At 61.2% G+C, this 26,066-nt stretch carries 28 protein-coding genes and 1 tRNA gene; 19 read left to right on the forward strand and 10 right to left on the reverse strand.

Going from position 1 to position 26,066, the window contains the following annotated elements; genetic code table 11:
* Positions 1 to 2 precede the first annotated feature (2 nt).
* The 8 genes from ACJ8HT_RS08375 (at position 3) to ACJ8HT_RS08410 (ending at position 6,354) form a co-directional block, all read left to right on the forward strand.
* On the forward strand, positions 3 to 1,244 hold the full coding sequence (locus ACJ8HT_RS08375; protein ID WP_033649926.1) for an NADH:ubiquinone reductase (Na(+)-transporting) subunit B: 1,242 nt from the start codon (positions 3 to 5) through the stop codon (positions 1,242 to 1,244).
* Positions 1,234 to 2,028 (forward strand): Na(+)-translocating NADH-quinone reductase subunit C, encoded by a 795-nt coding sequence (locus ACJ8HT_RS08380; protein WP_015376731.1) that lies wholly within the window; start codon positions 1,234 to 1,236, stop codon positions 2,026 to 2,028. The genes ACJ8HT_RS08375 and ACJ8HT_RS08380 overlap by 11 nt, the downstream gene beginning before the upstream one ends.
* Positions 2,021 to 2,650 (forward strand): NADH:ubiquinone reductase (Na(+)-transporting) subunit D, encoded by a 630-nt coding sequence (locus ACJ8HT_RS08385; RefSeq protein WP_004930232.1) that lies wholly within the window; start codon positions 2,021 to 2,023, stop codon positions 2,648 to 2,650. The genes ACJ8HT_RS08380 and ACJ8HT_RS08385 overlap by 8 nt, the downstream gene beginning before the upstream one ends.
* A gap of 6 nt (positions 2,651 to 2,656) precedes the next feature.
* Positions 2,657 to 3,253 (forward strand): NADH:ubiquinone reductase (Na(+)-transporting) subunit E, encoded by a 597-nt coding sequence (nqrE, locus tag ACJ8HT_RS08390; RefSeq protein ID WP_197652325.1) that lies wholly within the window; start codon positions 2,657 to 2,659, stop codon positions 3,251 to 3,253.
* Positions 3,254 to 3,268: 15 nt separating this feature from the next.
* Positions 3,269 to 4,492, forward strand: coding sequence for an NADH:ubiquinone reductase (Na(+)-transporting) subunit F (gene nqrF, locus ACJ8HT_RS08395; protein WP_033637209.1), 1,224 nt, complete (start codon positions 3,269 to 3,271; stop codon positions 4,490 to 4,492).
* Positions 4,493 to 5,524 (forward strand): FAD:protein FMN transferase, encoded by a 1,032-nt coding sequence (locus tag ACJ8HT_RS08400; RefSeq protein WP_194572291.1) that lies wholly within the window; start codon positions 4,493 to 4,495, stop codon positions 5,522 to 5,524. It abuts the gene before it with no gap.
* Between the two features lie 7 nt (positions 5,525 to 5,531).
* On the forward strand, positions 5,532 to 5,759 hold the full coding sequence (gene nqrM, locus ACJ8HT_RS08405; RefSeq protein WP_004930244.1) for a (Na+)-NQR maturation NqrM: 228 nt from the start codon (positions 5,532 to 5,534) through the stop codon (positions 5,757 to 5,759).
* Positions 5,760 to 5,934: 175 nt separating this feature from the next.
* Positions 5,935 to 6,354 carry a putative T6SS immunity periplasmic lipoprotein gene (locus tag ACJ8HT_RS08410; RefSeq protein WP_102984210.1) on the forward strand — a complete coding sequence of 140 codons (420 nt, stop codon included), beginning with the start codon at positions 5,935 to 5,937 and terminating at the stop codon, positions 6,352 to 6,354.
* A gap of 66 nt (positions 6,355 to 6,420) precedes the next feature.
* Here the strand turns inward: ACJ8HT_RS08410 and ACJ8HT_RS08415 are convergent, their stop codons facing one another.
* On the reverse strand, positions 6,421 to 7,314 hold the full coding sequence (locus ACJ8HT_RS08415) for a glycerophosphodiester phosphodiesterase family protein (RefSeq protein ID WP_060440626.1): 894 nt from the start codon (positions 7,312 to 7,314) through the stop codon (positions 6,421 to 6,423).
* A 183-nt stretch (positions 7,315 to 7,497) separates the two neighbouring features.
* Between ACJ8HT_RS08415 and dinB the strand changes: the two genes are divergently transcribed.
* Positions 7,498 to 8,559 (forward strand): DNA polymerase IV, encoded by a 1,062-nt coding sequence (gene dinB, locus ACJ8HT_RS08420; protein ID WP_033637213.1) that lies wholly within the window; start codon positions 7,498 to 7,500, stop codon positions 8,557 to 8,559.
* 41 nt (positions 8,560 to 8,600) lie between these two features.
* Here the strand turns inward: dinB and pepD are convergent, their stop codons facing one another.
* The gene (pepD, locus tag ACJ8HT_RS08425; RefSeq protein ID WP_197652324.1) at positions 8,601 to 10,061 is read right to left on the reverse strand and encodes a beta-Ala-His dipeptidase; all 1,461 of its coding nucleotides are present in this window, start codon (positions 10,059 to 10,061) and stop codon (positions 8,601 to 8,603) included.
* 338 nt (positions 10,062 to 10,399) lie between these two features.
* Here pepD and gpt point away from each other — a divergent pair, with 338 nt between their 5' ends.
* The 7 genes from gpt (at position 10,400) to ACJ8HT_RS08460 (ending at position 15,867) form a co-directional block, all read left to right on the forward strand.
* A complete protein-coding gene (gene gpt / locus ACJ8HT_RS08430; protein ID WP_025301674.1) occupies positions 10,400 to 10,858 on the forward strand; it encodes a xanthine phosphoribosyltransferase in 459 nt (152 codons plus the stop codon).
* A gap of 141 nt (positions 10,859 to 10,999) precedes the next feature.
* Complete coding sequence (gene frsA, locus ACJ8HT_RS08435; RefSeq protein WP_033637216.1) at positions 11,000 to 12,247, forward strand: esterase FrsA; 1,248 nt, start codon at positions 11,000 to 11,002, stop codon at positions 12,245 to 12,247.
* Positions 12,248 to 12,307: 60 nt separating this feature from the next.
* The gene (gene crl / locus ACJ8HT_RS08440) at positions 12,308 to 12,709 is read left to right on the forward strand and encodes a sigma factor-binding protein Crl (RefSeq protein WP_033641981.1); all 402 of its coding nucleotides are present in this window, start codon (positions 12,308 to 12,310) and stop codon (positions 12,707 to 12,709) included.
* 116 nt (positions 12,710 to 12,825) lie between these two features.
* A complete protein-coding gene (gene proB, locus ACJ8HT_RS08445; RefSeq protein ID WP_033634090.1) occupies positions 12,826 to 13,929 on the forward strand; it encodes a glutamate 5-kinase in 1,104 nt (367 codons plus the stop codon).
* A gap of 9 nt (positions 13,930 to 13,938) precedes the next feature.
* Positions 13,939 to 15,192 (forward strand): glutamate-5-semialdehyde dehydrogenase, encoded by a 1,254-nt coding sequence (gene proA / locus ACJ8HT_RS08450; RefSeq protein WP_185741847.1) that lies wholly within the window; start codon positions 13,939 to 13,941, stop codon positions 15,190 to 15,192.
* Between the two features lie 186 nt (positions 15,193 to 15,378).
* Positions 15,379 to 15,454 (forward strand) — tRNA-Thr (locus ACJ8HT_RS08455).
* A gap of 194 nt (positions 15,455 to 15,648) precedes the next feature.
* A complete protein-coding gene (locus ACJ8HT_RS08460) occupies positions 15,649 to 15,867 on the forward strand; it encodes a TM2 domain-containing protein (protein WP_015376761.1) in 219 nt (72 codons plus the stop codon).
* A gap of 51 nt (positions 15,868 to 15,918) precedes the next feature.
* Here the strand turns inward: ACJ8HT_RS08460 and ACJ8HT_RS08465 are convergent, their stop codons facing one another.
* Complete coding sequence (locus tag ACJ8HT_RS08465) at positions 15,919 to 16,452, reverse strand: hypothetical protein (protein ID WP_060423146.1); 534 nt, start codon at positions 16,450 to 16,452, stop codon at positions 15,919 to 15,921.
* A gap of 500 nt (positions 16,453 to 16,952) precedes the next feature.
* Between ACJ8HT_RS08465 and ACJ8HT_RS08470 the strand changes: the two genes are divergently transcribed.
* Positions 16,953 to 18,050, forward strand: coding sequence for a hypothetical protein (locus tag ACJ8HT_RS08470; protein WP_197652356.1), 1,098 nt, complete (start codon positions 16,953 to 16,955; stop codon positions 18,048 to 18,050).
* A gap of 3 nt (positions 18,051 to 18,053) precedes the next feature.
* Here the strand turns inward: ACJ8HT_RS08470 and ACJ8HT_RS08475 are convergent, their stop codons facing one another.
* From ACJ8HT_RS08475 to ACJ8HT_RS08495, 5 genes are all read right to left on the reverse strand, one after another.
* Complete coding sequence (locus ACJ8HT_RS08475; RefSeq protein ID WP_130042510.1) at positions 18,054 to 18,758, reverse strand: hypothetical protein; 705 nt, start codon at positions 18,756 to 18,758, stop codon at positions 18,054 to 18,056.
* A 16-nt stretch (positions 18,759 to 18,774) separates the two neighbouring features.
* Entirely contained in the window at positions 18,775 to 19,950 is a 1,176-nt protein-coding gene (locus tag ACJ8HT_RS08480) for a hypothetical protein (protein ID WP_197652323.1), read from the reverse strand.
* On the reverse strand, positions 19,947 to 21,233 hold the full coding sequence (locus tag ACJ8HT_RS08485) for a hypothetical protein (protein ID WP_197652322.1): 1,287 nt from the start codon (positions 21,231 to 21,233) through the stop codon (positions 19,947 to 19,949). Before ACJ8HT_RS08485 ends, ACJ8HT_RS08480 begins: the two co-directional genes overlap by 4 nt.
* Before the next feature lie 53 nt (positions 21,234 to 21,286).
* Complete coding sequence (gene cybB / locus ACJ8HT_RS08490; protein ID WP_072265465.1) at positions 21,287 to 21,811, reverse strand: cytochrome b561; 525 nt, start codon at positions 21,809 to 21,811, stop codon at positions 21,287 to 21,289.
* A 275-nt stretch (positions 21,812 to 22,086) separates the two neighbouring features.
* Positions 22,087 to 23,688: an ABC transporter substrate-binding protein gene (locus ACJ8HT_RS08495; protein WP_197652321.1), complete on the reverse strand. Its 1,602-nt coding sequence runs from the start codon at positions 23,686 to 23,688 to the stop codon at positions 22,087 to 22,089.
* Positions 23,689 to 23,862: 174 nt separating this feature from the next.
* Between ACJ8HT_RS08495 and ACJ8HT_RS08500 the strand changes: the two genes are divergently transcribed.
* Complete coding sequence (locus tag ACJ8HT_RS08500) at positions 23,863 to 24,444, forward strand: flavin reductase family protein (RefSeq protein WP_033641194.1); 582 nt, start codon at positions 23,863 to 23,865, stop codon at positions 24,442 to 24,444.
* Here ACJ8HT_RS08500 and ACJ8HT_RS08505 read toward each other — a convergent pair.
* Entirely contained in the window at positions 24,441 to 24,821 is a 381-nt protein-coding gene (locus ACJ8HT_RS08505) for a winged helix-turn-helix transcriptional regulator (protein WP_038873124.1), read from the reverse strand. The genes ACJ8HT_RS08500 and ACJ8HT_RS08505 overlap by 4 nt on opposite strands.
* An 83-nt stretch (positions 24,822 to 24,904) precedes the next feature.
* On the opposite strand from ACJ8HT_RS08505, the gene ACJ8HT_RS08510 reads away from it, so the two are divergent.
* The gene (locus ACJ8HT_RS08510; RefSeq protein WP_195879874.1) at positions 24,905 to 25,672 is read left to right on the forward strand and encodes an NAD(P)H-dependent oxidoreductase; all 768 of its coding nucleotides are present in this window, start codon (positions 24,905 to 24,907) and stop codon (positions 25,670 to 25,672) included.
* Here the strand turns inward: ACJ8HT_RS08510 and ACJ8HT_RS08515 are convergent.
* Positions 25,669 to 25,917, reverse strand: a complete 249-nt coding sequence (locus ACJ8HT_RS08515; protein WP_038873128.1) for a hypothetical protein — start codon at positions 25,915 to 25,917, stop codon at positions 25,669 to 25,671. The two genes, ACJ8HT_RS08510 and ACJ8HT_RS08515, sit on opposite strands and share 4 nt — an antisense overlap.
* Positions 25,918 to 26,066: the final 149 nt, after the last annotated feature.

Below are 26,066 nucleotides of genomic sequence, written 5' to 3' on the forward strand. Positions count from 1 at the left end.
CGATGGGCCTGAAGAATTATTTTGAGAAGATAGAGCATCACTTCACGCCGGGCGGCAAACTGGAAAAGTGGTACCCGCTGTATGAAGCGACCACCACGGTGTTTTATACCCCCGGCACGGTGACGCGCGGCGCTTCGCACGTGCGCGACGCCATCGATTTGAAACGCATGATGATACTGGTGTGGCTGGCGGTATTCCCGGCGATGTTCTGGGGCATGTACAACGTCGGCCAGCAGGCAATCCCGGCGCTGCACCATCTGTACAGCGGCGACGAGCTGCAACAGGTGCTGGCGGGCGACTGGCATTATCGCCTGGCGCAGTGGCTCGGCGCCTCGCTGGCGGCCGACGCCGGCTGGGTCAGCAAAATGGTGCTGGGCGCCTGTTACTTCCTGCCGATCTACGCCGTGGTGTTTGTCGTCGGCGGCTTCTGGGAAGTGCTGTTCGCCATTATCCGCAAGCATGAGGTCAACGAAGGCTTCTTCGTCACCTCTATCCTGTTCGCGCTGATCGTGCCGCCGACCCTGCCGCTGTGGCAGGCCGCGCTGGGCATCACCTTCGGCGTGGTGGTGGCCAAAGAGATCTTCGGCGGCACCGGGCGCAACTTCCTCAACCCGGCGTTGGCCGGCCGCGCCTTCCTGTTCTTCGCCTATCCGGCGCAGATCTCCGGCGATCTGGTGTGGACCTCTGCGGACGGTTTCTCCGGCGCGACGCCGCTGGCGCAGTGGAGCGCAGGCGGGGCGCACAGCCTGAGCAACGTGGCCACCGGCCAGTCCATCAGCTGGATGGACGCCTTCCTCGGCAACATTCCCGGCTCCATCGGTGAAGTCTCCACGCTGATGATCCTGATCGGCGGGGCGATTATCCTGTTCGGCCGCGTGGCCTCCTGGCGCATCGTCGCCGGCGTAATGCTCGGCATGGTGGCTTCCGCCCTGTTGTTCAACGCCATCGGTTCCGATACCAACCCGATGTTCGCCATGCCGTGGTACTGGCATCTGGTGCTGGGCGGTTTCGCCTTCGGCATGATCTTTATGGCGACCGACCCGGTTTCCGCCTCCTTCACCAACAAGGGGAAATGGTGGTACGGCATTCTGATCGGCGTGATGTGCGTGCTGATCCGGGTGGTCAACCCCGCCTATCCGGAAGGCATGATGCTGGCGATCCTGTTCGCCAACCTGTTCGCACCGCTGTTCGATTATCTGGTGGTGCAGGCCAACATCAAGCGGAGAAAAGCCCGTGGCGAATGAAGCGAAAAACGACGGCATCGGTAAAACGCTGCTGGTAGTGCTGCTGCTGTGTCTGGTGTGTTCAGTGGTGGTGGCGGGCTCCGCCGTCGGCCTGAAGTCCAAACAGCAGGAGCAAAAGCTGCTCGATAAGCAGCGCAATATTCTCGACGTAGCCGGCCTGTTGCAGCCGAAAATGGAGAGCGAGCAGGTCAAGCGCCTGTACAGCGAGCGCATCGAGCCGCGCCTGGTGGATCTGAACAGCGGCGAGTTTGTCGCCGGCAAGGCGGCGGCGTTCGATCTGGGCGCCGCGCTGCGCGACGACGCCAAAAGCGTGGCGCTGGCGGCGGGCGACGATCCGGCCGGCATCAAGCGCCGCAGCAATCAGGCGGAAATCTACCTGGTGCGCGATGAAAGCGGCCAGGTGAACAAGATTGTGCTGCCGGTATACGGCACCGGCCTGTGGTCGATGATGTACGCCTTCGTGGCGCTGGATAACGACGGCAACACGGTCAAGGGCATCACCTACTACGACCAGGGGGAAACCCCGGGGCTGGGCGGCGAGGTCGAGAACCCGTCCTGGCGCCAGCAGTGGGTCGGCAAACAGCTGTTCGACGACAACGGCCAGCCGGCAATCCGCGTGGTGAAAGGTGGTGCGCGTCAGGGGGATGTGCACGGGGTGGACGGTCTGTCCGGCGCCACGCTGACCTCCAACGGCGTGCAGCATACGTTTGATTTCTGGTTGGGCGAGCACGGCTTCGGCCCGTTCCTGAAAAAAGTTCGTGAAGGAGCGCTGAAAAATGGCTGATTCCAAAGAGATAAAGCGGGTCCTGCTGGGGCCGCTGTTCGACAATAACCCGATCGCCCTGCAGGTGCTGGGCGTCTGTTCTGCGTTGGCGGTGACCACCAAGCTGGAGACGGCGGTGGTGATGACCATTGCGGTGACGCTGGTCACGGCGTTCTCCAGCTTCTTCATCTCGCTGATCCGTCACCATATTCCCAACAGCGTGCGCATCATCGTGCAGATGGCGATCATCGCCTCGCTGGTGATCGTGGTCGATCAGCTGTTGCGCGCCTACGCGTTCGAGATCTCCAAGCAGCTGTCGGTGTTCGTCGGCCTTATCATCACCAACTGTATCGTGATGGGGCGCGCCGAGGCTTACGCCATGAAGTCGCCGCCGATCGAGAGCTTTATGGACGGCATCGGCAACGGGCTGGGCTACGGGGTGATCCTGGTGCTGGTCGGTTTCCTGCGCGAGCTGATTGGCTCCGGCAAGCTGTTCGGCGTCCCGGTGCTGGAAACGGTGCAGAACGGCGGCTGGTACCAGCCGAACGGCCTGTTCCTGCTGGCGCCGAGCGCGTTCTTCATCATCGGCCTGCTGATCTGGGTGCTGCGCACCCTGAAGCCGGCGCAGATCGAAAAGGAGTAAAGGCCGATGGAACACTATATCAGCCTGTTTGTGCGCGCGGTGTTCGTCGAGAACATGGCGCTGGCGTTCTTCCTCGGGATGTGTACCTTCCTGGCGGTGTCGAAGAAGGTCTCGACCGCCTTTGGCCTGGGCATCGCGGTGACCATCGTGCTCGGCATTTCGGTGCCGGTGAACAACCTGGTCTACAACCTGATCCTGCGCGACGGCGCGCTGGTGGAAGGCGTCGATCTGAGCTTCCTCAACTTCATCACCTTCATCGGCGTGATTGCAGCGCTGGTGCAGATTTTGGAGATGATCCTCGATCGCTTCTTCCCGTCGCTGTATAACGCGCTCGGCATCTTCCTGCCGCTCATCACCGTGAACTGCGCCATCTTCGGCGGCGTGTCCTTCATGGTGCAGCGCGACTACAACTTCGCCGAATCGGTGGTGTACGGCATCGGCTCCGGCATCGGCTGGATGCTGGCGATCGTCGCCATGGCGGGGATCCGCGAAAAACTCAAGTATGCCAACGTGCCGGCGGGACTGCGCGGCCTGGGCATTACCTTTATCACCACCGGACTGATGGCGCTGGGCTTCATGTCCTTCTCCGGTGTTCAGTTGTAAAGGCGGGAAGAATTTATGGAAATTATTTTAGGCGTAGCAATGTTCACCACCATCGTGATGGTGCTGGTATTGCTGATCCTGTTCGCCAAATCGAAGCTGGTGAACACCGGCGACATCGCGGTGGAGATCAACGGCGATTTGGATAAGAGCTTCCATGCGCCGGCGGGCGACAAGCTGCTCAACGTGCTCTCCAGCCAGGGAATTTTCGTCTCCTCGGCCTGCGGCGGCGGCGGTTCCTGCGGCCAGTGCCGGGTGGTGATCAAAGAGGGCGGCGGCGATATCCTGCCGACCGAGCTCTCGCACATCAACAAGCGCGAAGCAAAAGAGGGTTGCCGCCTGGCGTGCCAGGTGAACGTGAAGCAGAACCTGAAGATCGAGCTGCCGGAAGAGATCTTCGGCGTGAAGAAATGGGAGTGCGAGGTTATCTCCAACGATAACAAAGCCACCTTTATCAAAGAGCTGAAGCTGAAGATCCCCGATGGCGAAGACGTGCCGTTCCGCGCGGGCGGTTTCATCCAGATCGAAGCCCCGGCGCACGACATCAGCTACGCCGACTTCGACGTGCCGCAGGAGTATCGCGGCGACTGGGACAAGTTCAACCTGTTCCGCTACCGCTCGACGGTGAACGACACCACGGTGCGCGCCTACTCGATGGCCAACTACCCGGAAGAGAAGGGCATCATCATGCTCAACGTGCGTATCGCCACGCCGCCGCCAAACAACCCGGACGTGCCGCCGGGCATCATGTCTTCCTATATCTGGTCGTTGAAGGCGGGTGACAAGGTGACGATCTCCGGGCCGTTCGGCGAGTTCTTCGCCAAGGAAACCGACGCCGAAATGATCTTCATCGGCGGCGGCGCGGGCATGGCGCCGATGCGTTCGCACATCTTCGATCAGCTCAAGCGCCTGAACTCGAAGCGCAAGATCACCTTCTGGTACGGCGCGCGTTCGCTGCGCGAGATGTTCTATGAAGACGACTTCAACCAGCTGCAGGCGGAGAACGACAACTTCACCTGGCACGTGGCGCTGTCGGATCCGCAGCCGGAAGATAACTGGACCGGCTACACCGGCTTTATCCATAATGTTCTGCTGGAGAACTACCTGAGGAATCACCCGGCGCCGGAGGACTGCGAGTTTTACATGTGCGGGCCGCCGATGATGAACGCTGCGGTGATCAAGATGCTGAAAGATCTGGGCGTCGAAGACGAAAACATCATGCTGGATGACTTTGGTGGCTAAATGCGCGCATTGGCGATGAAGAACTGGCTGACGGGTGTGGCGCTGAGCGCCACCCTGCTGCTGACCGGCTGCGGGCCGGAACAGGTGAACCTGACGGGTAAAACCATGGGCACCTCGTATTCGATCCGTTACGTGACCGGCGACGATACGCCGTCGGCGCGCGAGATGCAGGTGGAGATCGATAAACGGCTGGAGCAGGTGAACGACCAGATGTCCACCTACCGGCCGGACTCCGAGCTGAGCCGCTTCAACGCCAGCCGCGACATTGACCGGCCGTTCCCGGTTTCGCCGGCGACCGCCGAGGTGGTGCGCGAAGCGCTGCGCATCAACCGCGTGACCGATGGCGCGCTGGACGTGACCGTCGGGCCGCTGGTCAACCTGTGGGGCTTCGGCCCGGAAGGGCGGCCGGATAAAGTGCCGAGCGAGGCGGAGCTGGCGCACCGCCGCGCCTGGACCGGTGCCGATAAACTGACGGTGCAGGGCAGCGCGCTGGTGAAAAGCATCCCCGAGCTGTATGTCGACCTGTCGTCGATCGCCAAAGGATACGGCGTGGACGTGGTGGCGGAGTATCTGCAATCGCAACACGTGCAAAACTACATGGTGGATATCGGCGGTGAGGTGCGCACGCGCGGGCGCAACGGCGAGCAAAAGCCGTGGCGCATCGCCATCGAGCGCCCGACCGCCGGCGCGCAGCAGCAGGCGCAGTTGGTGATCCAGCCGGGGGAGATGTCGATCGCCACCTCGGGTGACTATCGCAACTACTTCGAGCAGGACGGGGTGCGCTATTCGCACACCATCGATCCGATCACCGGCCGGCCGATCAACCACCGCCTGGTGTCGATCACCGTGCTGAGCCCGACCTGTATGACCGCCGACGGCCTGTCCACCGGCCTGAACGTGATGGGGCCGGAGCGCGGCCTGGCGCTGGCCAATCTGCTCGGTATCCCGGTGTTCATGATCGTGAAAACCGCCGACGGGTTTGAGGAGCGTTATTCGGACGCGTTCAAACCCTACCTGAAAAAGAGTTCGTGAGGTTGCTATGCTGACGGTATTCGCCGCCACCTTCGTGTTGTTCCTGCTGATCGTCGGCGGGATGTCGCTGGGCTACGTGTTCAAACGCAAAAGCCTGCAGGGCAGCTGCGGCGGCATCACCGCATTGGGGATGGAGAAAGTCTGCGACTGCCCGGAACCTTGCGATGCGCGCAAAAAGCGCGAAGCCAAAGCGGCGCAGCGGCGCGAGCAGTTGGACAAGCACCGCATTCTGTAGCTATAGCGAAAACCCGGCCTTGGCCGGGTTTTTTATTTGGGCCTTGTCGAAAGGCGTATGAAAGTCTGGCTAGGCGCGATTAACAATGGCGTGAATTTTCAGGGTGTAACGGATAAAACGATCGCCAGAAAATACGAATATGCGCTTTCTCAGTTTTTTAAGCAGAGGTAACAGGATGAACCGCATTATTTTGGCTGGAACGCTGACTTTGCTGCTCGCCGGCTGTATGCACATGAACGATCCGAGGCCAAAGAACTACGCGGCCAGCGTCACTGTCGTTGATAACCACGTTTGCGTGCGGGTTCAACCGGAAGGGGACGAGCGGTTGGCCGGCGTCATTATCGAAGAAATCGGCAACGCCAACGCTATCTTCGGCAAGAATTTCGCGGATAACGAGATGCCTGCGGTCACCGCGGCTACGTGCATTTCTGACGATAACTATAAATTCGAGGGCGGGAGGTCTTACGGGGTTTCGGTAACGCTGTTGTCGCGGGATAAACGAAGTAAAGGTATTGAGCCTGCTGCCCGGCTATTTGGGGCGGGGTTTAGCGTACGCAATGAAAATGGCATCATCCAGGTGGTTCCTGCTCACTAACGGATGTTGAAAGCCGGGGGGCATAAGGTGGGTTTGTCGAACCGCCTTATGCCCTTGGCCGATGATTTATTTCGCCTTGCGGAAGCTTTTCGCTTCGGCCGGTGAGTTGACCATCACGCCGTCGGCGCCCAGCGCCAGCGCCTGCTGATACTCCTGTGGCGAGTTGACGCCGAACAGGATGATGTGCGCCGGGCCCTGCGAGCGGAAGCAGTCCATCGACTCTTTATCCCAGGTCAGAAACGCCTTCGAACGCCCTTCGCCGAGGGTATATTTCTCCACCACTTCCACCTCGCGCTTCAGCTCCAGCCCGTACCAGCGCGGCTGCCGGTTATCCGGTTTGACGTCGCACTGGTGCGCCATGGTGACGTTGGCCAGCAGCGTGCGGGTCTCGTCGCGGCTTTCGAAGCGCGGGATGGCCGGCGGCAGCGCCTGCAGGTATTTGGCGTCGGTGGAGTAGACGCGGATGCGGTTCAGGCTGTCGGTGCTCTCCAGCGTCGCCAGCAGCGCCTGGCCAAACTGCGCCGGATCGGCGTCCGGGGATTTGATGTCCAGATAGAAGGTGACGTGCGGAAACGCTTTAAGCACGTCGTCCAGCCGCGGAATGCCGATGCCCTGGCCGCGGAACGGGTGCGCATCTCCCCTGGCGAAGGCCCAGCCGGCGTCGGTCTCGGCCAGCTGCGCGGCGGTATAGGCAGAGACCGGGCCCTGCCGGTTGGTCAACGCTTTCAGATCCGAAGGGCGATACAGCACGATGACGCCGTCTTTGGATTCTTGCAGGGTGATCCAGATGGCGTCGGCGCCGTTTTTCAGCGCGGTTTCGATGGCGATGCGGGTGTTTTCCGGCGCATCGGCGGTGCCGCCGCGGTGGGCGACGATCGCCGGCGCGTGACCGGCAGCGCTGGCCGCCAGCGCGCTCAGCGACAGCGCGGAAGCCAGCAGCAAATAAGAAAATCTGATCATGTAGGGTACCTTGTCGTTATCGTTGTGGTGAGCCGCACGGGATGGCGGAAATCATACTATTGAAAAATTAAGCTTTTTTAACAACGCGGAAATATCTGGCGGAAACGGTGCTTTCGTCGAATCCTGCGGCCTTGAGCTTTCGGTATCTGACTGTATACTTATACAGTGTTTCTGGGGGGTGCGATGCGTAAAATCATTCATGTCGATATGGACTGCTTCTTCGCGGCGGTGGAAATGCGCGACGATCCCAGCCTGCGCGATATCCCGCTGGCGATTGGCGGCAGCGCCGATCGCCGCGGGGTGATCAGCACCGCCAACTACCCGGCGCGTCGCTACGGCGTACACAGCGCCATGTCCACGGCGATGGCGCTCAAGCTGTGCCCGCACCTCACCCTGTTGCCGGGGCGCATGGCGGCCTACAAAGAGGCCTCGCTGCACATCCGCGAAATCTTCGCCCGCTATACCCCGCTGATCGAGCCGCTGTCGCTCGATGAAGCCTATCTCGACGTGACCGACAGCCCGCAATGCAATGGCTCGGCGACGCTGATCGCCCAGGAGATCCGCCAGGCGATCGCCGACGAACTGAACCTCACCGCCTCGGCTGGCGTCGCGCCGATCAAGTTTCTCGCCAAAATCGCCTCCGAGATGAACAAGCCGAACGGGCAATACGTGATCACGCCGGCGCAGGTGCCGGCGTTTTTGCAACAGCTGCCGCTCAGCAAGATCCCCGGCGTCGGCAAGGTGACCGCCAAGCGGCTGGAAGAGGTGGGGCTTATCACCTGCGCCGACGTGCAGCAATACGATTTGGCGCAGCTGCTCAAGCGTTTCGGCAAGTTCGGCCGGGTGCTGTGGGAGCGGTGCCAGGGCATCGATCGGCGCGAAATCTCGTCGGAGCGGCTGCGCAAATCGGTGGGGGTGGAACGCACGCTGGCGGAAGACATTCACGACTGGGAAGACTGCGAAACGCTGATTATCGACAAACTCTATCCCGAGCTGGAAATGCGGCTGCGCAAGGTGAAGCCGGATCTGCACATCGCCCGGCAGGGCGTGAAGCTGAAGTTTCAGGATTTTCAGCAAACCACCCAGGAGCACGTGTTCCCGGTGTTGAACCGGCAGGATTTGCTGGAGGTGGCGCGGCAGGCGTGGCGCGAGCGGCGCGAAGGGCGCGGCGTGCGGCTGGTGGGGCTGCATGTGACGCTGCTCGATCCGCAGCTGGAGCGGCAGCTGGCGCTGCCTTGGGAATAAAAAAGCCGGCGGTCGCCGGCTTTTTGCGTTAAGCGCGCAGCTTACGCGCGCTCAGGGATCGCTTTCAACAGCGAAGTCAGCAGCTTCCAGTACAGGCCGACGCTTTCGATATGCACCTGCTCATCCGGCGAGTGTGGGCCGGTGATGGTTGGCCCGATCGATACCATGTCCATGTCTGGATACGGCTTTTTGAACAGACCGCATTCCAGACCGGCGTGGATCACCATGATGTTCGGCGTCTTGTCGAACAGGTCCTGATACAGTTCGCGCACCAGGTGCATCACCGGCGAGTCGGCGTCCGGCTGCCAGCCCGGGTAGCCGCCCTTCGGCGCCACCTTGGCGCCGGCCAGCTGGCCCAGCGCGGTCAGCATCTCGACCACGTAGTCTTTGCCGCTGTCGATCAGGGAGCGGATCAGGCAGATGATTTCCGCTTCGTTTTCGCTGGTGGTGACCACCCCGACGTTCAGCGAGGTTTCCACCACGCCTTTTACCGCGTCGCTCATGCGGATCACGCCGTTCGGCGTGCCGTTCAGCAGCGCCAGGAAACGCTGCTGGCTGTCGGCGCTCAGCGCCTGCGAAGCGCTGGTGGTCGGCTCCAGCAGCACGGTGATGTTCTTCTCTTTGACGGAGAGTTCGTTCTGCAGCACCGCCAGGAACTCCTGGCTCAGGACTTTCAGCGCGTCGGCCTTGTCCGCCGGCACCGCAACCACCGCGGAGGCTTCACGCGGGATGGCGTTGCGCAGGGTGCCGCCGTTCAGATCCAGCACGCGCAGGTTCAGCGCCGCCGCATGGGCGAACAGGAAGCGCGCCAGCAGCTTGTTGGCGTTGCCCAGCCCGACGTGGATCTCGGCGCCGGAGTGGCCGCCTTTCAGGCCCTTGAGCGTCAGCTTCAGGGTTTGGTAACCGGCCGGTACCGCTTCGCGCTGCAGCGGCAGGGTAGTGATGAAGTCGATACCGCCGGCGCAACCCATATAGATTTCGCCTTCCTCTTCGGAATCGGTATTGATCAGGATGTCCGCCTGCAGCCAGTTCGGCTGCAGCCCGAAGGCGCCGTCCATGCCCGCTTCTTCGGTCATGGTCAGCAGCACTTCCAGCGGGCCGTGCTCAACGCTGTCGTCGGCCAGCACCGCCAGGGCGGAGGCCATGCCGATGCCGTTGTCGGCGCCCAGCGTGGTGCCGCGCGCTTTCACCCACTCGCCGGCGATATAAGGCTGGATCGGATCCTTGGCAAAGTCGTGCACGGTATCGTTATTCTTTTGCGGCACCATGTCCAAATGCGCCTGCAGCGCGACCGGCTTGCGGTTTTCCATGCCTTTGGTGGCCGGCTTGCGCAGCAGGATATTGCCGACCCGATCGCGCTCGGCGTGCAGGTTCTTTTCTTTGGCCCAGGTGAGGATGTGCTGCGCCAGCGCTTCTTCATGATAAGAAGGGTGCGGGATAGAACAGATCTTGGCGAAAATATCCCACAGCGGCTGTGGCGAAAGCTGAGACAATTCAGACACTATAAGTCTCCTGTGACGGCAGGCTCCGACAGGACGGGCGTGCCGCGCGGTTAAGGTGAGTGGGCATCTGTGCGTCGTGGCACGATCATCAGAGAATATCACTTTATTTCCGGCGGTGCGCGCCCCGTATTGTGCGGTTTAAGCGCTTGATCACACGGCTTCGCTGCGGGAACGTTCGTTTTTTCAGCATCAATCACCGGAAAGCCGCGCGGCGGAAATCGCGAGGTTTTCCTCGGTACAGCTGGAATTCAATGCGGCCAGTCTCTATAATCTCGCGCAACCTTTTTTCCCCTGAACTATAAAATAAGCCGCTTCACCGCCGGCTGGGACACGATTCTATGAGCGAAAAATACGTTGTTACCTGGGATATGCTGCAAATGCACGCACGCAAGCTGGCGCATCGCCTGCTGCCTGCCGACAAATGGACAGGCATCATTGCCGTAAGCCGCGGCGGTCTGGTACCGGCGGGCCTGCTGGCGCGCGAACTGGGCATCCGCTATGTGGATACCGTCTGCATTTCCAGCTATGACCATGACAACCAACGCGAAATGAAAGTGCTCAAGCGCGCCGAAGGCGACGGTGAAGGCTTCATCGTCGTGGACGATCTGGTGGATACCGGGGGCACCGCGAAAGCGATCCGCGACATGTACCCGAAAGCGCATTTCGTCACCATCTTCGCCAAACCGGCGGGCCGTCCGCTGGTGGACGACTACGAGGTCGACATCCCGCAGGATACCTGGATCGAACAGCCGTGGGACATGGGCGTCAGCTTCGTTCCCCCTATCGGCGGCCGCTAAGCCCAGCCAGTTCTAAGTCAACGCCCGGTTATGCCGGGCGTTTGCGTTATCTTGGTTTATCCCGCCAGAGTTAGGTACACTACCTCCAGTTAAGTAGGCCTTTTGCGGCCTATCGCCAGATTTACGGAGGCTGTTGTTACCATGGCACAGGCCAACCTTTCTGAAATTCTTTTCAAGCCTAAATTCAAACACCCTGAAACCTCGACGCTGGTGCTGCGCGCGCGCAACAAAGTGAGCGCCGCCATGCATTCCGCGTTGGAAGGCGACACCACCGGCAGCTGGTACCGCATGCTGAATCCGCTGCTGTGGGCCTGGCGCGGCGTCAGCCCGATCGAAATCCACGAAGTGCTGGCGCGCATCGCCGCCTCGGACGCCGAGCGCAGCAATCCGCAGCGGCTGGATACCGTGGTGGGCTACCGCAACGGCAACTGGATCTACGAGTGGATCCATCAGGGCATGCAGTGGCAGCAGCGGGCGACGGAGCAGCAGGATCCGCTGCTCGGCGGCGAATACTGGCTGAAGGCCGCGAGCCTGTACAGCATCGCCGGTTACCCGCACCTGAAGGGCGACGAGCTGGCCGAACAGGCGGAGATGCTCGCCAACCGCGCTTACGAAGAGGCAGCGCTGCTGCTGCCGTATCAGTTGAAAGAGCTGGAGTTTCGCATCGAGGGCGGCGGCAGCGTCACCGGTTTCCTGCACATGCCGGAGAAGGGCGAAGCGCCGTTCCCGACGGTGCTGATGTGCGGCAGCCTCGACACGCTGCAGACCGACTACCACCGCCTGTTCCGCGATTACCTGGCGCCGCACGGCATCGCCATGCTGACGCTCGACATGCCGTCGATCGGCTCCTCCTGCAAATGGAAGCTGACGCAGGACTCCAGCTACCTGCACCAACAGGTGCTGATCCAGCTGGCCTCGGTGCCGTGGGTGGACCATCAGCGGGTGAGCGCCTTTGGCTTCCGCTTTGGCGCCAACGTGGCGGTGCGGCTGGCCTACCTGGAGCCGCAGCGGCTGCGCGGCGTGGCCTGCCTGGGGCCAGTGGTGCATCGCCTGCTGTGTGACAGCAGCACCCAGTTGAACGTGCCGGACATGTATATGGACGTGCTGGCCAGTCGCATGGGCATGGCTAACGCCTCGGACAACGTGCTGAAGGTGGAACTGAACAGCTACTCGCTGAAAATGCAGGGGCTGCTGGGGCGCCGCTGCCCGACGCCGATGATCTCCGGCTACTGGGAGCGCGATACGCTCAGCCCGAAAGAAGAGTCGCAGCTGATCGTCACCTCTTCGGTGAGCGGCAAGCTGGTCGCCATCCCGCGCACCCCGGTTTACGACAGCTTCCATCGGGCGCTGCTGCAGATGTCCGGCTGGCTGAAGGACAAAATGCGTTAATTAGTTGCTAAATTTTAACAGTTTGTTAAAAAGAGTGGTCTACATTGAGGAGGTTAGAGAATGACGTTACCGAGTGGTCACCCTAAAAGCCGACTAATGAAACGTTTTGCCAGCTTGGGGCCGTACCTGCGTGAAGGGCAATGTGAAAACGACCGTTTTTTCTTTGATTGTTTGGCCGTCTGCGTCAATGTAAAGCCCGCTCCGGAGAAACGCGAGTTCTGGGGCTGGTGGATGGAGCTGCAGGCGGAAGAGGCGCGCTTCACCTATTCGTACCAATTCGGCCTGTTCGACAAGGAAGGCGACTGGACGGCGCAAAACATTAAGGATGATGAAGTGAGCGCCAAGCTGGAAGACACCCTGCGTGACTTCCATCGCCGCCTGGGCGAGCTGCTGGCGACCATGGAACTGGGGCTGGAACCCGCCGACGATTTCAAAGAAAAACTGATCAAACTCTCCGCCTGACCCCGTTTGACCACGTATTGTGCTGATTTCGCGTTGTGCCTGTTGGCATAACGCGTCTCTCCTGTTACAAAGACCTTTGCACTCTTCTTCTCATCATTACACACGGCAGAAATACTATGAACGGCAGCCAGACATTGGTTGTGAAATTGGGCACCAGCGTGTTGACCGGCGGATCGCTGCGTCTGAACCGCGCCCACATCGTCGAATTGGTGCGCCAGTGCGCGCAGCAACACGCCGCGGGCCACCGCATCGTCATCGTCACCTCCGGCGCCATCGCCGCCGGGCGCGAACACCTGGGCTACCCCGAACTGCCCGCCACTATCGCTTCCAAGCAGCTGCTGGCAGCGGTGGGGCAGAGCCGGCTGATCCAGCTGTGGGAACAGCTGTTCTCCATTTACGGCATCCACGTCGGGCAGATGCTGCTGACTCGCGCCGATCTGGAAGACCGCGAGCGCTTCCTCAACGCGCGCGACACCATGACGGCGCTGCTGGACAACCGCATCGTGCCGGTAATCAATGAGAACGACGCCGTCGCCACCGCCGAAATCAAGGTGGGCGACAACGATAACCTGTCGGCGCTGGCGGCCATTCTGGCCGGGGCCGACAAACTGCTGCTGCTGACCGATCAGCAGGGCCTCTACACCGCCGATCCGCGCAACAACCCGCAGGCCGAACTGATCCGTGAAGTGCACGGCATCGACGACGCGCTGCGCGCCATCGCCGGCGACAGCGTCTCCGGCCTGGGCACGGGCGGCATGGGCACCAAGCTGCAGGCGGCCGACGTGGCCTGCCGCGCCGGCATCGACGTGGTGATCGCCGCGGGCAGCAAGCCGGGCGTGGTGGCGGACGTGATCGAAGGCAAACCGGTGGGCACCCGTTTCCACGCGCTGGAAACCCCGCTGGAAAACCGCAAGCGCTGGATCTTTGGCGCGCCGCCGGCCGGTGAGATCACCGTCGACGACGGCGCGGTGGAAGCGATGATGGCGCGCGGCAGCTCGCTGCTGCCGAAGGGCATTCGCGAAGTGAAGGGCGACTTCTCGCGCGGCGAAGTGATCCGCATCCGCAACCTGGCGGGGCGCGATCTGGCGCATGGCGTCAGCCGCTACAACAGTGACGCAATGCGCATGATCGCCGGGCACCACTCGCAGGAAATCACTGAAATCCTCGGTTATGAATACGGTCCGGTGGCAGTGCACCGCGACGATATGATTGTCAGTTAAGGAGTGAGCATGCTGGAGCAGATGGGGAAGGCCGCCAAGCAGGCTTCCTGGCAGCTGGCGGTGCTGAGCACGGCGAAGAAGAATCAGGTGCTGTCGGTGATGGCCGATAGGCTGGAAGCCAACAGCGAAGCGATCCTGCTGGCGAACGAACAAGACATGGCGCAAGCGCGCGCCACCGGCATGAGCGAAGCGCTGCTCGATCGCCTGCTGTTGACCCCGGCGCGGCTGGCGGCGATCGCTAACGACGTGCGCCAGGTGTGCCGCCTGAACGATCCGGTCGGCCACGTGCTGGACGGCAACCTGCTGGACAGCGGGCTGAAGCTGGAGCGCCGCCGGGTGCCGCTCGGCGTGATCGGCGTGATTTACGAGGCGCGGCCGAACGTCACCATCGACGTCGCCAGCCTGTGCCTGAAAACCGGCAACGCGGTGATCCTGCGCGGCGGTAAAGAGACGCACAATACCAACCAGGCAACGGTGAAAGTGATCCAGCAGGCGCTGGAACAGTGCGGCCTGCCGGCGGCGGCGGTGCAGGCGATCGACAGTCCGGATCGTGCGCTGGTGAACGAACTGCTGCGCCTGGATCGCTATGTCGACATGCTGATCCCGCGCGGCGGCGCCGGCCTGCACAAGCTGTGCCGCGAGCAATCGACCATCCCGGTGATCACCGGCGGCATCGGCGTGTGCCACACCTACGTGGATGCCGACGTCGATTTCGACAAGGCGCTGACGGTGATTGAAAACGCCAAGATCCAGCGCCCGAGCGCCTGTAACTCGCTGGAGACGCTGCTGGTGAACCGCAGCATTGCCACCGAGTTCCTGCCGGCGCTGAGCGCCAAAATGGCGGCAGTGGGCGTGACGCTGCACGCGGCGGAAAACGCGCTGCCGCTGCTGCAGGGCGGCCCGGCGACGGTGGTGCCGGTGAACGCGGAAGATTACGACGACGAATGGCTGTCGCTGGATCTGAACGTGCTGCTGGTGGACGATATCGATCAGGCCATCGACCACATCCGCACCCACGGCACCAACCACTCCGACGCGATCCTCACCCGTTCGCTGAGCAGCGCCGAGCACTTCGTGCGCGCGGTGGACTCCTCGGCGGTGTACGTCAACGCCAGCACCCGCTTCACCGACGGCGGCCAGTTCGGCCTGGGCGCGGAAGTGGCGGTAAGCACCCAGAAACTGCACGCCCGCGGCCCGATGGGCCTGGACGCGCTGACCACCTACAAGTGGATCGGCTACGGCGACGATCTGGTGCGCAGCTAAGGCCGCATTGCGGTAGTAAAGACGTCAGGGCGCAGCAGGCTGCGCCCTGTTTTTTTGGAAGGGCCAACGCGCGGCAGTATAGCTGCTTGCAAAACAACCAAACGCCCCGGCGGCTATTGACTCATTTCGTGCACAGGTCTACCTTGTTCAACGCACTTCCGGCTTGCCCCGCAGGCCCGGCTCGATGCCGATATAGCTCAGTTGGTAGAGCAGCGCATTCGTAATGCGAAGGTCGTAGGTTCGACTCCTATTATCGGCACCACCTCTCCTTCAGATTCCCTTTGCTTACCTTTTCGCCGGTTAAACAACCGTTTAATCATCTGCTGTTATAATTACCCCTGTTGAGTCTTGATGGATGAATGTTTTCTCCTCAAGCATTGCGATGCGGCGCTCTGGGGAGCGGCATCCGTTTTTGGACATGCCGGTGGTTCGGTGAGAAGTAAGGAGAAGTGCACTATGAGCAGAAAAGACAAGCTCGCGGCGGCCCTGCTGGCCATCTTCCTGGGTGGGTTGGGCATTCACAAGTTTTACCTGGGGATGAAGTGGTGGGGGCTGTTCTACCTGCTGTTCTGCTGGACGGGGATCCCGGCGATTGTCGGCTTTATCGAAGGCATTATTTATCTGTTCCAGTCGGAAGAGAAATTCAACCAGAAATACAATCCGGGTCTGATTTAACGCGTTTTCTGGCGGCGCTTCCTGTTAAGGGGAGCGCCGCTTTTCATTCCGCTACTGTTTTTTCATCATCATCTTGCCACGCATCTCTTTGCTCATCATTTTATTCGAGCTGGAGATTACGCAGTTATATTGCTTGCCTTGGTTGATGATCATAAAGGTGCTGACCGGATTTTTAAAATCCTTGTCGATGGTGAAATAAATATAGGCCTGCGGCAACGCGGCCGGTTTAAAGGCGCCGAAGGCATACACATCCGCCAGGCCCAACGCGGAGAGATCGACCGTCAGCTCCATGGGTTTCATGGAATCCGGCGATGGGAACATCGATTTGGCCGACATCATCATGGTGCTGCTGTTGATGGTGTAATCGGTTTTAACCTTCATGCCCATATATTTCGATTCCGGCATGGAAAGTTCTTTTTTGCAGGCGGCGTCGTGCTGTGGCGCCGGGCTGCCGTTTTCCATCACGGCGTGCACGTGTTCCAGCGTCACCGCCGCGCTGCCGGTGGTAGGCTGCGCATCGGCCGCGTAAGCCGCGCCGCTGAAGGCGGCTACAGAGGTAAGGATAATGCCTGTAACGATTTTCATTGTCGCTCTCCGGAATGCTAATAATGATATTAATTGCGGTGTGTAGCCTATTGGCTTGATAAAACGCAAGGTTACCCGTTCCGTGGAAATAAAATTCCCTCGGAATATTGCTATAAAATGGTTTTTCACCCTCGCGGATAACGGGGTTGATTTAACTTCCTAAACGCCTTTCTCTTTTTTATTCGGCGTTTTACCTGCATATAAATAGTATGTCTAAACATAGTCAATGTTTAGAATATACACAAATTATTGCGATTTTTTTCCCCTTTTATCGTTTGGGTTTTAATAGGGTTTCGAATATTGCATTGATATACAGAGGGTTATCTTTTTATGTTGAAATTACTCTGTGAAGCGTTATTTATGTGATCTCTGTAGTCACAGAAATAACGCTGAAATTATTACCTTTCTATTGAATGGCTAATTATCCATGGCATAGGCTTCAACCCCTTGCGTTTCCTGCGCTAGAATCAGGCGGTTTTCTCGTGGAAAAGGATATCGCCATGGCCGCCTGGGCCCTTTTGATCGTCGGTTGGTTGTTGATTTGGCAGGATCACCCGGTTTTCGGCGTGCTGTGCATCGCGCTGTTTGCCGTGCTGCAATGGGCGAAGTACGCCGCTAAAAGCGCGCAAGACCCCGCAGAGGCGGCAGAATGGCGCAAGACCGACTGGCGCTCGCAGCCGATTGAGATGGCGCACGCCGGCGACAGCGATCGGCAGATTGGCGGCGTGGGGGAGCTGGGCATGGGCGGCCCCAATTTTTGGACGCTGCTGCTGCGTGACGGGGCGATTGTGCATAGCGCCTGTGCCGCGCCGCAGGACGTGGACGGCGGCAAGCTGCGCCTGATCCCGACCCGCAGCCGCGAGGGTGAGGGGTTGGCGGTGTACGAACCTGCCGCCCGAGTGATGTACGCGCTGCCTGCATTGACCGATCGGGAGCAGGACGCGTTGGCCGCCGGTTCCGCTGATGCGCTGGCAAGGCTGCGGGCGAGGTGTCGGCAGGCGGAGGCTACGCCGCTGCGTCAGCTGCGCGGTCTGTGGGTGCCTCAGTGGACTGAGGATCCGGCGGATCGTCTGGCGATCGCCTTACCCAGTGGGCGGGCGCTGGCGGCGCGCTCGATGTTGCCGGCGGATCTGCGCCAGGCGGACGATCCGGCCGCGTTGCTGCACGCGCCCCCTTATGAGCTGTTGCTGGATAACCGGCCGACGGATCGTTTTGTGCGCGATCTCGAACGCGTGGCGGAATCCCCGGCGGGTGACGGCTTGAGCGTCGGCGGCTGCCAGTTCCACGGCGAGCATATTGTCGATGGTCTGTACCATCTGTACTTCGCCGGCGAGTGGTTCAGCCTGCTCTCTCACGCGCACAAACCGGCGGGCGGGCGCGGTTCGGACACCACTTTTTTCGTCGAGCGGGTCGAGCCGCAAGACGGCGGCGTGTTCGTGATTGAATGGGATGCCTACGGCGTGGGGCCCGACGGGCGTGCGCCGCGCGTAGCGGCGCCGCCGGTCTTGGTTATCGCGGTGAGCTGGCAGGAAGCGCCGCTGCAGCTGCCCACGGCCAATAACCGCGTGACCGTGCGCTTGCCCAACGCCACGGCGTAAGGCTTAAGGCAGCACCCTGACTTCGCCGTTGTGCAAGGTCAGTACGGCGATCGGGCTGCCGGAGAAGCACTCCCTAAAGGCCCAACTGCTGGGCCGAAACGCTGCCGCAGGCAGCCCGGCCTGCCACTCCTCCCATTGCGGAGCCGGCCGATCCGGCGGCAACAAGAAGGTGACCAGCCAACCGGCTTCGCAGCGCACCCTTTGGCCGCTCGGGCGGGTAAAGGTGCGCGCGCTCGCCAGCTCCATCACCGGCGGTAAAACCTCAAAGGCGATGATCGGCACGCCGGCCACGCTCTGTGGCTGAGGAAAACGCACGGCGGTCACGCCGTCCATCGTGATAGGGCTGTCTTCGGTGCCGGGCAGGCGTGGCTCCTGGCGATTTACCCAGCTTCCCTTCGGCAGCGTGATTTCACCAAACGGTTTTGCCTCGTCGAGCGTCAGGTAGCTGCGTTGATTCCAGCGTTCTTCCGCCCGCTGGCTCTTGATGTCCTGGATGGCCATGCCGATCAGCATCAGCGCGCACGCCACCGGGTAGACCGCCAGCGCCGAGGCCAGCAGATAGCCGCCCCAGGAGAGCGGCGGTCGCGGGCGGCCGCAGCGGGCAGAAGCGTAGCGCCAGCCCCACCAGGTGAGCAGGATACCGGTGAGCAGCAGGGCCAACAACAGCGCCAGCAATCCTGCGGCGCCGGCGCCATAACCTAACAGCATGGCAAGTTCCTTATGTTCACGGCGTGGTGGAACGATAGCGGACGAAGTAGGGCAGTGGCGGGGTCTCCCCGTCATCGCCATAGTGGCTTTCCGGTTCGATCACGGTCTGACGTGCGTCGTCGCGCCCGTTGTAGCGGTACTCCAACGGCTGCCGGTAGCGCACGTCGGATGAGCGCAGATCGAAAATCAGCGAAAGGCGCGCATCGCCGTTATCCGTTTGGGCGACCAGCTTGTCGTTGCCCGCCCACAGCTGATACAGCGATTTATCGCCGTTTTCCAACAGCACCGTCAGTTGCCCGTCGGATTGATAACGCAGGAGCTGATACAGCCCCCTGTCCAGCGTTTGCGCGATCAGGTAGATGCCGCCATCCGGGGCCTGGGCGCTTTCCTTCACGCGCACCGTTAGCCAATGCAGTTCGGCCACCTCGCCGGTTTTGCCGTTAACGGCAATGTGCAAGGCGCCGGAGCCGAGCACCGGGTTCATCCAGAACAGCACGCGTTCGCCATCAACGGCGGTAAAGATCTCGGGCATGGATTTGCGCTTACCGGAGGCGTTAGCCGTCGGTGAGTCCTCCTCGCCGCGCTCAAAGCCCAGCAGCTGCCGCGCTTCCAGCTGTGCCGGCAGATCCAGCGTTTGCCGCCAATGGGCGCCAAAGTCCGGGCTGTAGAATACGCCTTCGGTGCTGATGAAATACAGCGCGCGTTTCCCCGGCAGCGCCACCAGTTTGCCGCCGATAAAGGAAGGCAGGCTATCGTCGCCCTCGGGCCAGGGGATCAGTGGCCCGATGGTTCCCCGTTGCACATCGACCAGCCTGCGCCCCTTGGACAGAAAAAGCACGCACTCCTGCTCGACGCAAACCGCATCGTAGATCAACTCGTCGAGTTGCCCCAGCATCTGCAGCCCCTTAGGGCCGGTGAATAACACCTGGCTGAGGTAGTTGGCCGCCCAGCCGTAAAAGCTATTGTAGGCCCCGCGTTCACTCCTTTTGCTGATGAGCAGCAGAGCGCCGTCCTGCGCCGGGTAGCTGTGGATGAGATCGTAACGGGCTATCGTCGGCAAGGCCTCGTCGCTCTGAGTCCATTGCCACTGTGCATAGCGTTGTTCAGGGGCGAGAAAATAGACGCCCAGCGCGCTGGCCAAAAACAGCGTCAGGATAATAAGGGGTCTTTTATAAAGCGCTAACGTCATCATTTCAGCTCCGTCACCTGCTCTTGCCGCCATAGCCTGCGGCGCAGATTGCGCAGGTATTTGAACGTCTTAAACGTGCGGTGCTGCTCAAAAGCGTAGAGGCGGCAGATCTGGGCGAAGCCCTCGATCAGCAGCGCCAGGCCGCTGATCATCAGCATCATCAGCAGCAGAATCGGCGGCAATTCACTGCCGAGGCGCTTCAGGGTCCAGGCATCCAGGTAAACGCCCGCTGGGGTATCGGCGTTATCCCACACGATCAGGCCGAGCATCAAACACATCATGATCGCGCCGAGGATGAAGACGACGCGCGCGCTCAGGTTTAGGCCGGCTTCGGTGAAGTAGCGGCTGCCGCCGATGAGATAGGTCTGGCGATCGCGATGGTTGATGATCCCACGCACCGTAGGCAACTCGGGGACGGTGTCGTTCTCGCAATACAACACCTGCAGCGGATCGCCTTTGGCGATGAAAAGCGGATGTTGCCGACGAAATACCGGATGCAGTTTGGTATTGGGGACGTTGAGCGCGCGGGTCGTCAACGCGAAGTGCGTCTCCTTCTGGCGCCACGCATAAGTGTCCAAATACTGCACCTGCCGCGGGATCTCATAGTGGCAGAGTTCGTAGCTCAGGGCGTTGACCGTCTCGATGCCGGAGGCCTCGACGCCGTCAGGGAGGGGAAACTCGGTTTGTTGCGATGTGGGCACTGACGTTGCGTCTGCACGGACGGCCCGGTATCTGATGCCGGGGATTTTCAGGCTGAGCGAGCCGGGCGGCGTGACGTCTTGCCCCAGCAGCACGCGATCCAGCGCCCTGAGCAGGCGCCTGCGGCCGCGGTGCGCGATCAACAGGAGCTCCGAACCGACGAACAGCACCAGGCCGATGCCGATAAGGCCGGCGATGATGGCGATAAAGAACAGGACAATAGTCAGCCAGGAATCTTCCCGGTCCATGATGAAAAAGGCCGCCGGGAAACCGCCGGTGAGCGCCGCGCCCAGCAGCAGCAGGGCGAAGTATTTCAGCTTGTATTTCAGCGTTCTGTCTGGCTCCAGCCGGCCTTTAGTGCCGTGCAGCAGCCAGTGCAGCCAATAGCTGCCGTCTTGCAGGCGGTGGGCGCCGATCTTCACCCGATCGCCGGCGGCGAGCCTGGCCAGCAAATTTTCGCTGTCGCTGAAATCGTCACGGTAAAAAAAGAACGTCTGGCCGGAAGCGATGATCCTCACCAGGTTGTCGGGCGCCGTCTGTTGGCTAGCGCATTGCTCGACGGTCACATGAAAAAATTGGGTTTGCATGTCATTCCCTGTCAGCGGGCGTGGCCCGAAAATTCATCCCTGGCGCCGGGTAGTCAGCGCTTTTTCATCAGTGGCAGCATGCGCACCAGCGCATTGTCCTTGACGATATAGTGGTGGAACAGCGCGGCGGCAGCATGCAGGCCGATCAGCCAGTAGCCGAACGACGCCAGCGTTTTGTGCCAGCCGATAATCATCCGCGCCTGCGGCCGATCCGCCACGTCGGCGAACGGCATCGGCAGGCCGAACAGATACCACTCCTTGCCGCCCAGATAGCGCGAGTACACCCCCAGTACCGGCAGCGTTAGCAGCAGCAGGTAAATCAGGGTGTGCGTCAGGTGCGCCAGGCCGGTTTGCCACTTCGGCGGTTTGGGCACGATAGCGGGCGAAGGGTGGCGCCAGCGCAGGAACAGGCGGGCGATCATCAGCGCAAACACCGTTACGCCGCAGCTGAAGTGGGTGACAACCAGCACGTACCAGGGAGCGCTGCCCGGTTCGGCAAAGCCGCGCAGCTCAATGGTGACGCAGGTGATGACCAGCAGGATCGCCACCAGCCAGTGCAGGCGAATTTGCCACGGCATGTAGGTGTTCTGCACCGGGTTACCTTTTGATGTTAAAGGGTCTGTGCGTCGATGGTAACGAAATGTTACAGGTGAGGAAAGCGCCTGTGCGCAGTTTAAGCAAAATGCCAGGGATTAATCCGCTTATTAAGCTATGAATTTAGTGGGTTAAGTGCCTGGCGGCAGGGGGGGTTAGCATCGTAAGTTGTGAAGCTAATGCGCGGTAGGTTCAGAGGCTGGCAGCTTACTAAGCGATGAGGCGGGTAGCGCCGCAGCTCTCGCCGCGGCGCCTGGGATCAGTTTAATTTGGCCTTGGCGAAGTCGCTGCCGTTCACGTCCACCACGTAGCCGCTCAGGTTGCTGCGGGTGGCGTAGAACACTTTGCCGGTGGCCAGCGGTAGCCACGGCGCCTGTTTGGCGAAGATCACCTGTGCCTGTTGATACAGCTTGGCGCGCGTCTGCGGCTGATTCTCCTGAATCGCCTGCTGGATCAGGCTGTCATAATCCTTATCGCACCAGCGCGCCACGTTGGCGCCGCTCTGCACCCCGGCGCAGCCGAGCAGGGTGGCGAAGTTGTCCGGATCGCCGTTGTCCGACACCCAACCGTACAGTGCGCTCTGCTGTTCGCCTTTGCGCAGCCCGGCCAGATACTGGCCCCACTCCCAGGTGACGATCTTGGCTTTCACGCCCACCTTCGCCCAGTCGCTCTGGATCATCTCGGCGATGCGCTTCGAGTTCGGGTTGTAGGGGCGCTGTACCGGCATCGACCAGATGTCGGTCTCAAAGCCCTGCTCCAGCCCGGCCTGCTTCAGCAGCTCGCGCGCCTTCTGCGGATCGTAGGCGTACTCCGGCAGTTTATCGTTGTAGCCCAGCATGCCCGGCGGCAGCAGCGAGTTGGCCGGCGTGCCGCTGTCTTTGAACACTGCGGCGACGATCGCTTTCTTGTCCACCGCATAGCTCAGCGCCTGGCGCACCAGCAGGTTGTCGAACGGTTTTTTCTGGGTGTTGAACGCCAGATAGCCGACGTTCAGCCCGGTGATGTCGTGCAGCTGCAGGTTGCCGTCGGCCTTGATGGCGGCGAACTGTTCCGGTAGCGGCGCGGGGATGATCTGGCATTCGTTGGTCTTTAGCTTGGCCAGCCGGGTTTGCGGATCCGGCGTAATCGAGAAGATCAGATGCTTGCTGGCCACTTCGCCCTGCCAGTAGTGCGGGTTGGCGATGTAGCGGATGAGCGAATCCTGCTTGTACTGCTGCAGCGCGAATGGCCCGGTGCCGAGCGGCCAGTTGTCGACGTATTCCGGCGTGCCCTTTTTCAACATTGCGTCGGCGTATTCGGCGGACAGGATCGAGGCGAAATCCATCGCCCAGTCGGCGACGAAGGCGGCGTTGGGCTGGCTCAGCGTGAAGCGTACGTGATGCTCGTCCACCGCTTCCACCTGGGTGATCAGCTTATCCAGGCCCATGTCGGTGAAGTATTCATAGTTGCCGCCGGAGACCTTGTGATACGGGTTAGCGGGATCCTTCTGCCGCATCACGGTGAACACCACGTCTTCGGCGTTGAAGTCGCGTGTCGGGGTGAAGTATTTGTTGCTGTTGAATTTCACGCCCTGGCGCAGGGTAAAGGTATAGGTCTTGCCGTCCGGGCTGACGTTCCACTCGGTAGCCAGCGACGGGGCGGGCGCTTTATCGCTTTCGCGCAGCGTCACCAAGCGGTTGTACAGCAGCTGCGAGGTGGCGATAAAGGTCGGCCCGGAGCTGGAGAGCTGCGGGTTGAACGATTCCGGCGAGGCGACGGTGCAGTACACCAGCGCATCGGAAGCGGCCAGCGCGCCGCCCGCCGACAGCAGGCCGCAGCCGGCCAGCACCAATCCGGCGATAGGGTGTTTTAAAAACGTCAAGGCAAGATCCTCAGGTGGAGTGGGCCGTTACCGGCGAATTGATTTAACTATAGATAACGGATGGCGAGACGGGGAACAAGCGTCTCAACTGCGCATTCTGTGCGCCCCGCGTTGCTTGCCTTTATGGCGTAGATCTACACTGCGGAACAATCAGTCACTCGCAAGGATTTCCCGATGAGCCACTTTCGCCCTGTCGCCCTCGAACACGCCAGCCGCCTGCTGAACCACGGCCCGACGGTATTGATCACCAGCCGCAGCCGCGACGGCGCCAAACGCAACGTGATGGCCGCCGCCTGGTCGATGCCGGTGGAGTTCAGCCCGCCGCGCATCGCCATCGTGGTGGACAAAGGGGCGCACAGCCGGCAAATGATCGAGGAGAGCGGCGCATTCGGCATTTGCGTGCCGGCGGCCATGTTCATCGACGCCACCTACGCGGTCGGCAGCGTGTCCGGGCTGGATGACGACAAGTTCGCCCGCTTTCACATCGCCGCAGCGCCGAGCGCTACGCTGCAGGTGCCGCTGATCGAACAGGGCTGCGTGGCGTGGCTGGAGTGCCGCTTATTACCGGAAAGCGGCGCGCAGGAAAAATACGACACCTGCTTCGGCGAGGTGCTGAGCGCGGCGGCGGACGAGCGGGTGTTCCAGCAAGGGCGCTGGAACTTCACCGCCGCCAATGCGGATCTGCATACGATTCATCATCTGGGGGCGGGCAACTTCGTGCGCAGCGGCGAGACGCTGCGGGCCAAACCGCTTTAATCGGCCGCGCGCTTGCGGTCGGCATCATAGCGCTCGCGAGCGGCGTCCAGCTCGGGGAAATGGTATTCCGCCCACCTGTCTAGCGCCGTCAGCGTCTCGACCAGCGAGCAGGCGACGGCGCTGAGCCGGTATTCCACATGCGCCTGATTCTTTTCACTTAAATCCAGCCGTTCGAGCAGCCCGTTGCGTTCCAGCTGGCGCAGCGTTTGCGTCAGCACCTTCTGTGAAATGCCGTCGATGCGGCGCAGCAGCTCGCCGTTGCGCATCGGCCGCTGCGCCAGCGCGGGCAGGATCAGCATCACCCACTTGCCGGAAATCAGCGCCAGCGCATCGCGCGCGGAGCATTTACTCGAATAGACGTCGCCGGGATAGGCCATGGGGGTTACCTTCAGGTGCGTAATTGCCAAGGATGCGATAAAGCCACAGCATAGCAGCATCACCTTACCGCGGGAGAAACAGGATGAACGTGCTGATTGTGCTGGCTCACCCCGAGCCGCATTCTTTCAATGCCCATTTGGTCGAACAGGCGCGGCAGGCCTGGCTGGCGCAGGGGCACCAGGTGAAGACGGTCGATCTGTATCAGGAGGGGTTTGATCCGCGCGAAGGCGCCGGCCATTACCCCAGCAGAAAGCAGGCAGACCGGTTCGATGCGATGCAGGAGCAGCGCCATCACTGGACGATCCAGGCGCTGCCGGCGGAGATCCGGCGGCATATCGAGCTGCTGCGCTGGGCGGATACGCTGGTGCTGCAGTTCCCTTTCTGGTGGTTCGGCGCGCCGGCCATCCTCAAAGGCTGGATGGATCGGGTGTTCGTTTACGGCGGGGTGTACGACAGCCGCCACCGCCATGAGAACGGCGTGATGCGCGGCAAACGGGCGCTGCTGACCGTTACCGCCGGCGCTTCCGCTCAGGCCTGCGCGCCGGACGGGCGCGACGGCGATATGCGGCTGATGCTGTGGCCGATCATGCATGCGCTGCACTATATCGGCTTTAGCGTGCTGGAGCCGTTCCTGGTCCATGGCGTGCGCGGCGGGTTGGCGGGCGAGGAGCGGCGGGCGCAGAACGCCGCTTTGGCGCAGGTGACGCAGGCGTATCGGGAAGGCTTAAGCGATCTTGCCGCCTGGCCGGCGGTACCGTTCAACCGCAATGACGATTTTGACGCCGATCTGGCGCTGAAGCCCGGCGCGCCGGTCTACAGCCCGTTCGTACGGCACCGCGATCCGGTTTAGAAACCGGCCTTCAGCAGTTCCTCGCGCAAGTCGTCGATAATCGCCGGTTCGATGTCGGGGAACTGTTGCTGGATATCGGCGATGGCGTCGGCCACGCTCGGGCCGGCGAAGGTGCCGGAGAAGGGCACCAGCGGTAGGTTGGCGTCGCTGTCCGGCAGTTCACCGCGGATGGTGCCGGTGATCATGCCCGCTTTTTTTTCCGCCGTGAGGTCGTACTCCCCCACGTTTTTGTCGATCGGTTTCATTGGCCGCCTCGCTGTCGGTGAGTGTTTACCCTGTTCTGTTAAAGCATAGTGTTTCAGGCAATGAATACCAATCAATGTATATAATATTAATATAAAACAATGTGATGCGATTTTTGTCGTTTGACGTTCACCGGGGGCCGGCGCTATGC

Source organism: Serratia sp. CY44782 (genome assembly GCF_052168715.1).
Lineage (GTDB): Bacteria > Pseudomonadota > Gammaproteobacteria > Enterobacterales > Enterobacteriaceae > Serratia > Serratia nevei.

Excerpts from the sequence above, each read along its gene's own strand:
- proB (WP_033634090.1), top strand. The coding sequence starts at position 12,826 with ATGAACGGCAGCCAGACATTGGTTGTGAAATTGGGCACCAGCGTGTTG.
- ACJ8HT_RS08465 (WP_060423146.1), bottom strand. The coding sequence starts at position 16,452 with ATGAAAATCGTTACAGGCATTATCCTTACCTCTGTAGCCGCCTTCAGC.
- frsA (WP_033637216.1), top strand. The coding sequence starts at position 11,000 with ATGGCACAGGCCAACCTTTCTGAAATTCTTTTCAAGCCTAAATTCAAA.
- ACJ8HT_RS08505 (WP_038873124.1), bottom strand. The coding sequence starts at position 24,821 with ATGGCCTATCCCGGCGACGTCTATTCGAGTAAATGCTCCGCGCGCGAT.
- ACJ8HT_RS08510 (WP_195879874.1), top strand. The coding sequence starts at position 24,905 with ATGAACGTGCTGATTGTGCTGGCTCACCCCGAGCCGCATTCTTTCAAT.
- dinB (WP_033637213.1), top strand. The coding sequence starts at position 7,498 with ATGCGTAAAATCATTCATGTCGATATGGACTGCTTCTTCGCGGCGGTG.
- ACJ8HT_RS08385 (WP_004930232.1), top strand. The coding sequence starts at position 2,021 with ATGGCTGATTCCAAAGAGATAAAGCGGGTCCTGCTGGGGCCGCTGTTC.
- ACJ8HT_RS08410 (WP_102984210.1), top strand. The coding sequence starts at position 5,935 with ATGAACCGCATTATTTTGGCTGGAACGCTGACTTTGCTGCTCGCCGGC.
- ACJ8HT_RS08400 (WP_194572291.1), top strand. The coding sequence starts at position 4,493 with ATGCGCGCATTGGCGATGAAGAACTGGCTGACGGGTGTGGCGCTGAGC.
- ACJ8HT_RS08460 (WP_015376761.1), top strand. The coding sequence starts at position 15,649 with ATGAGCAGAAAAGACAAGCTCGCGGCGGCCCTGCTGGCCATCTTCCTG.
- nqrE (WP_197652325.1), top strand. The coding sequence starts at position 2,657 with ATGGAACACTATATCAGCCTGTTTGTGCGCGCGGTGTTCGTCGAGAAC.
- ACJ8HT_RS08500 (WP_033641194.1), top strand. The coding sequence starts at position 23,863 with ATGAGCCACTTTCGCCCTGTCGCCCTCGAACACGCCAGCCGCCTGCTG.
- proA (WP_185741847.1), top strand. The coding sequence starts at position 13,939 with ATGCTGGAGCAGATGGGGAAGGCCGCCAAGCAGGCTTCCTGGCAGCTG.
- ACJ8HT_RS08375 (WP_033649926.1), top strand. The coding sequence starts at position 3 with ATGGGCCTGAAGAATTATTTTGAGAAGATAGAGCATCACTTCACGCCG.
- ACJ8HT_RS08485 (WP_197652322.1), bottom strand. The coding sequence starts at position 21,233 with ATGCAAACCCAATTTTTTCATGTGACCGTCGAGCAATGCGCTAGCCAA.
- ACJ8HT_RS08415 (WP_060440626.1), bottom strand. The coding sequence starts at position 7,314 with ATGATCAGATTTTCTTATTTGCTGCTGGCTTCCGCGCTGTCGCTGAGC.
- ACJ8HT_RS08475 (WP_130042510.1), bottom strand. The coding sequence starts at position 18,758 with ATGCTGTTAGGTTATGGCGCCGGCGCCGCAGGATTGCTGGCGCTGTTG.
- nqrF (WP_033637209.1), top strand. The coding sequence starts at position 3,269 with ATGGAAATTATTTTAGGCGTAGCAATGTTCACCACCATCGTGATGGTG.
- ACJ8HT_RS08515 (WP_038873128.1), bottom strand. The coding sequence starts at position 25,917 with ATGAAACCGATCGACAAAAACGTGGGGGAGTACGACCTCACGGCGGAA.
- ACJ8HT_RS08480 (WP_197652323.1), bottom strand. The coding sequence starts at position 19,950 with ATGATGACGTTAGCGCTTTATAAAAGACCCCTTATTATCCTGACGCTG.
- crl (WP_033641981.1), top strand. The coding sequence starts at position 12,308 with ATGACGTTACCGAGTGGTCACCCTAAAAGCCGACTAATGAAACGTTTT.
- nqrM (WP_004930244.1), top strand. The coding sequence starts at position 5,532 with ATGCTGACGGTATTCGCCGCCACCTTCGTGTTGTTCCTGCTGATCGTC.
- cybB (WP_072265465.1), bottom strand. The coding sequence starts at position 21,811 with ATGCCGTGGCAAATTCGCCTGCACTGGCTGGTGGCGATCCTGCTGGTC.
- ACJ8HT_RS08470 (WP_197652356.1), top strand. The coding sequence starts at position 16,953 with ATGGCCGCCTGGGCCCTTTTGATCGTCGGTTGGTTGTTGATTTGGCAG.
- gpt (WP_025301674.1), top strand. The coding sequence starts at position 10,400 with ATGAGCGAAAAATACGTTGTTACCTGGGATATGCTGCAAATGCACGCA.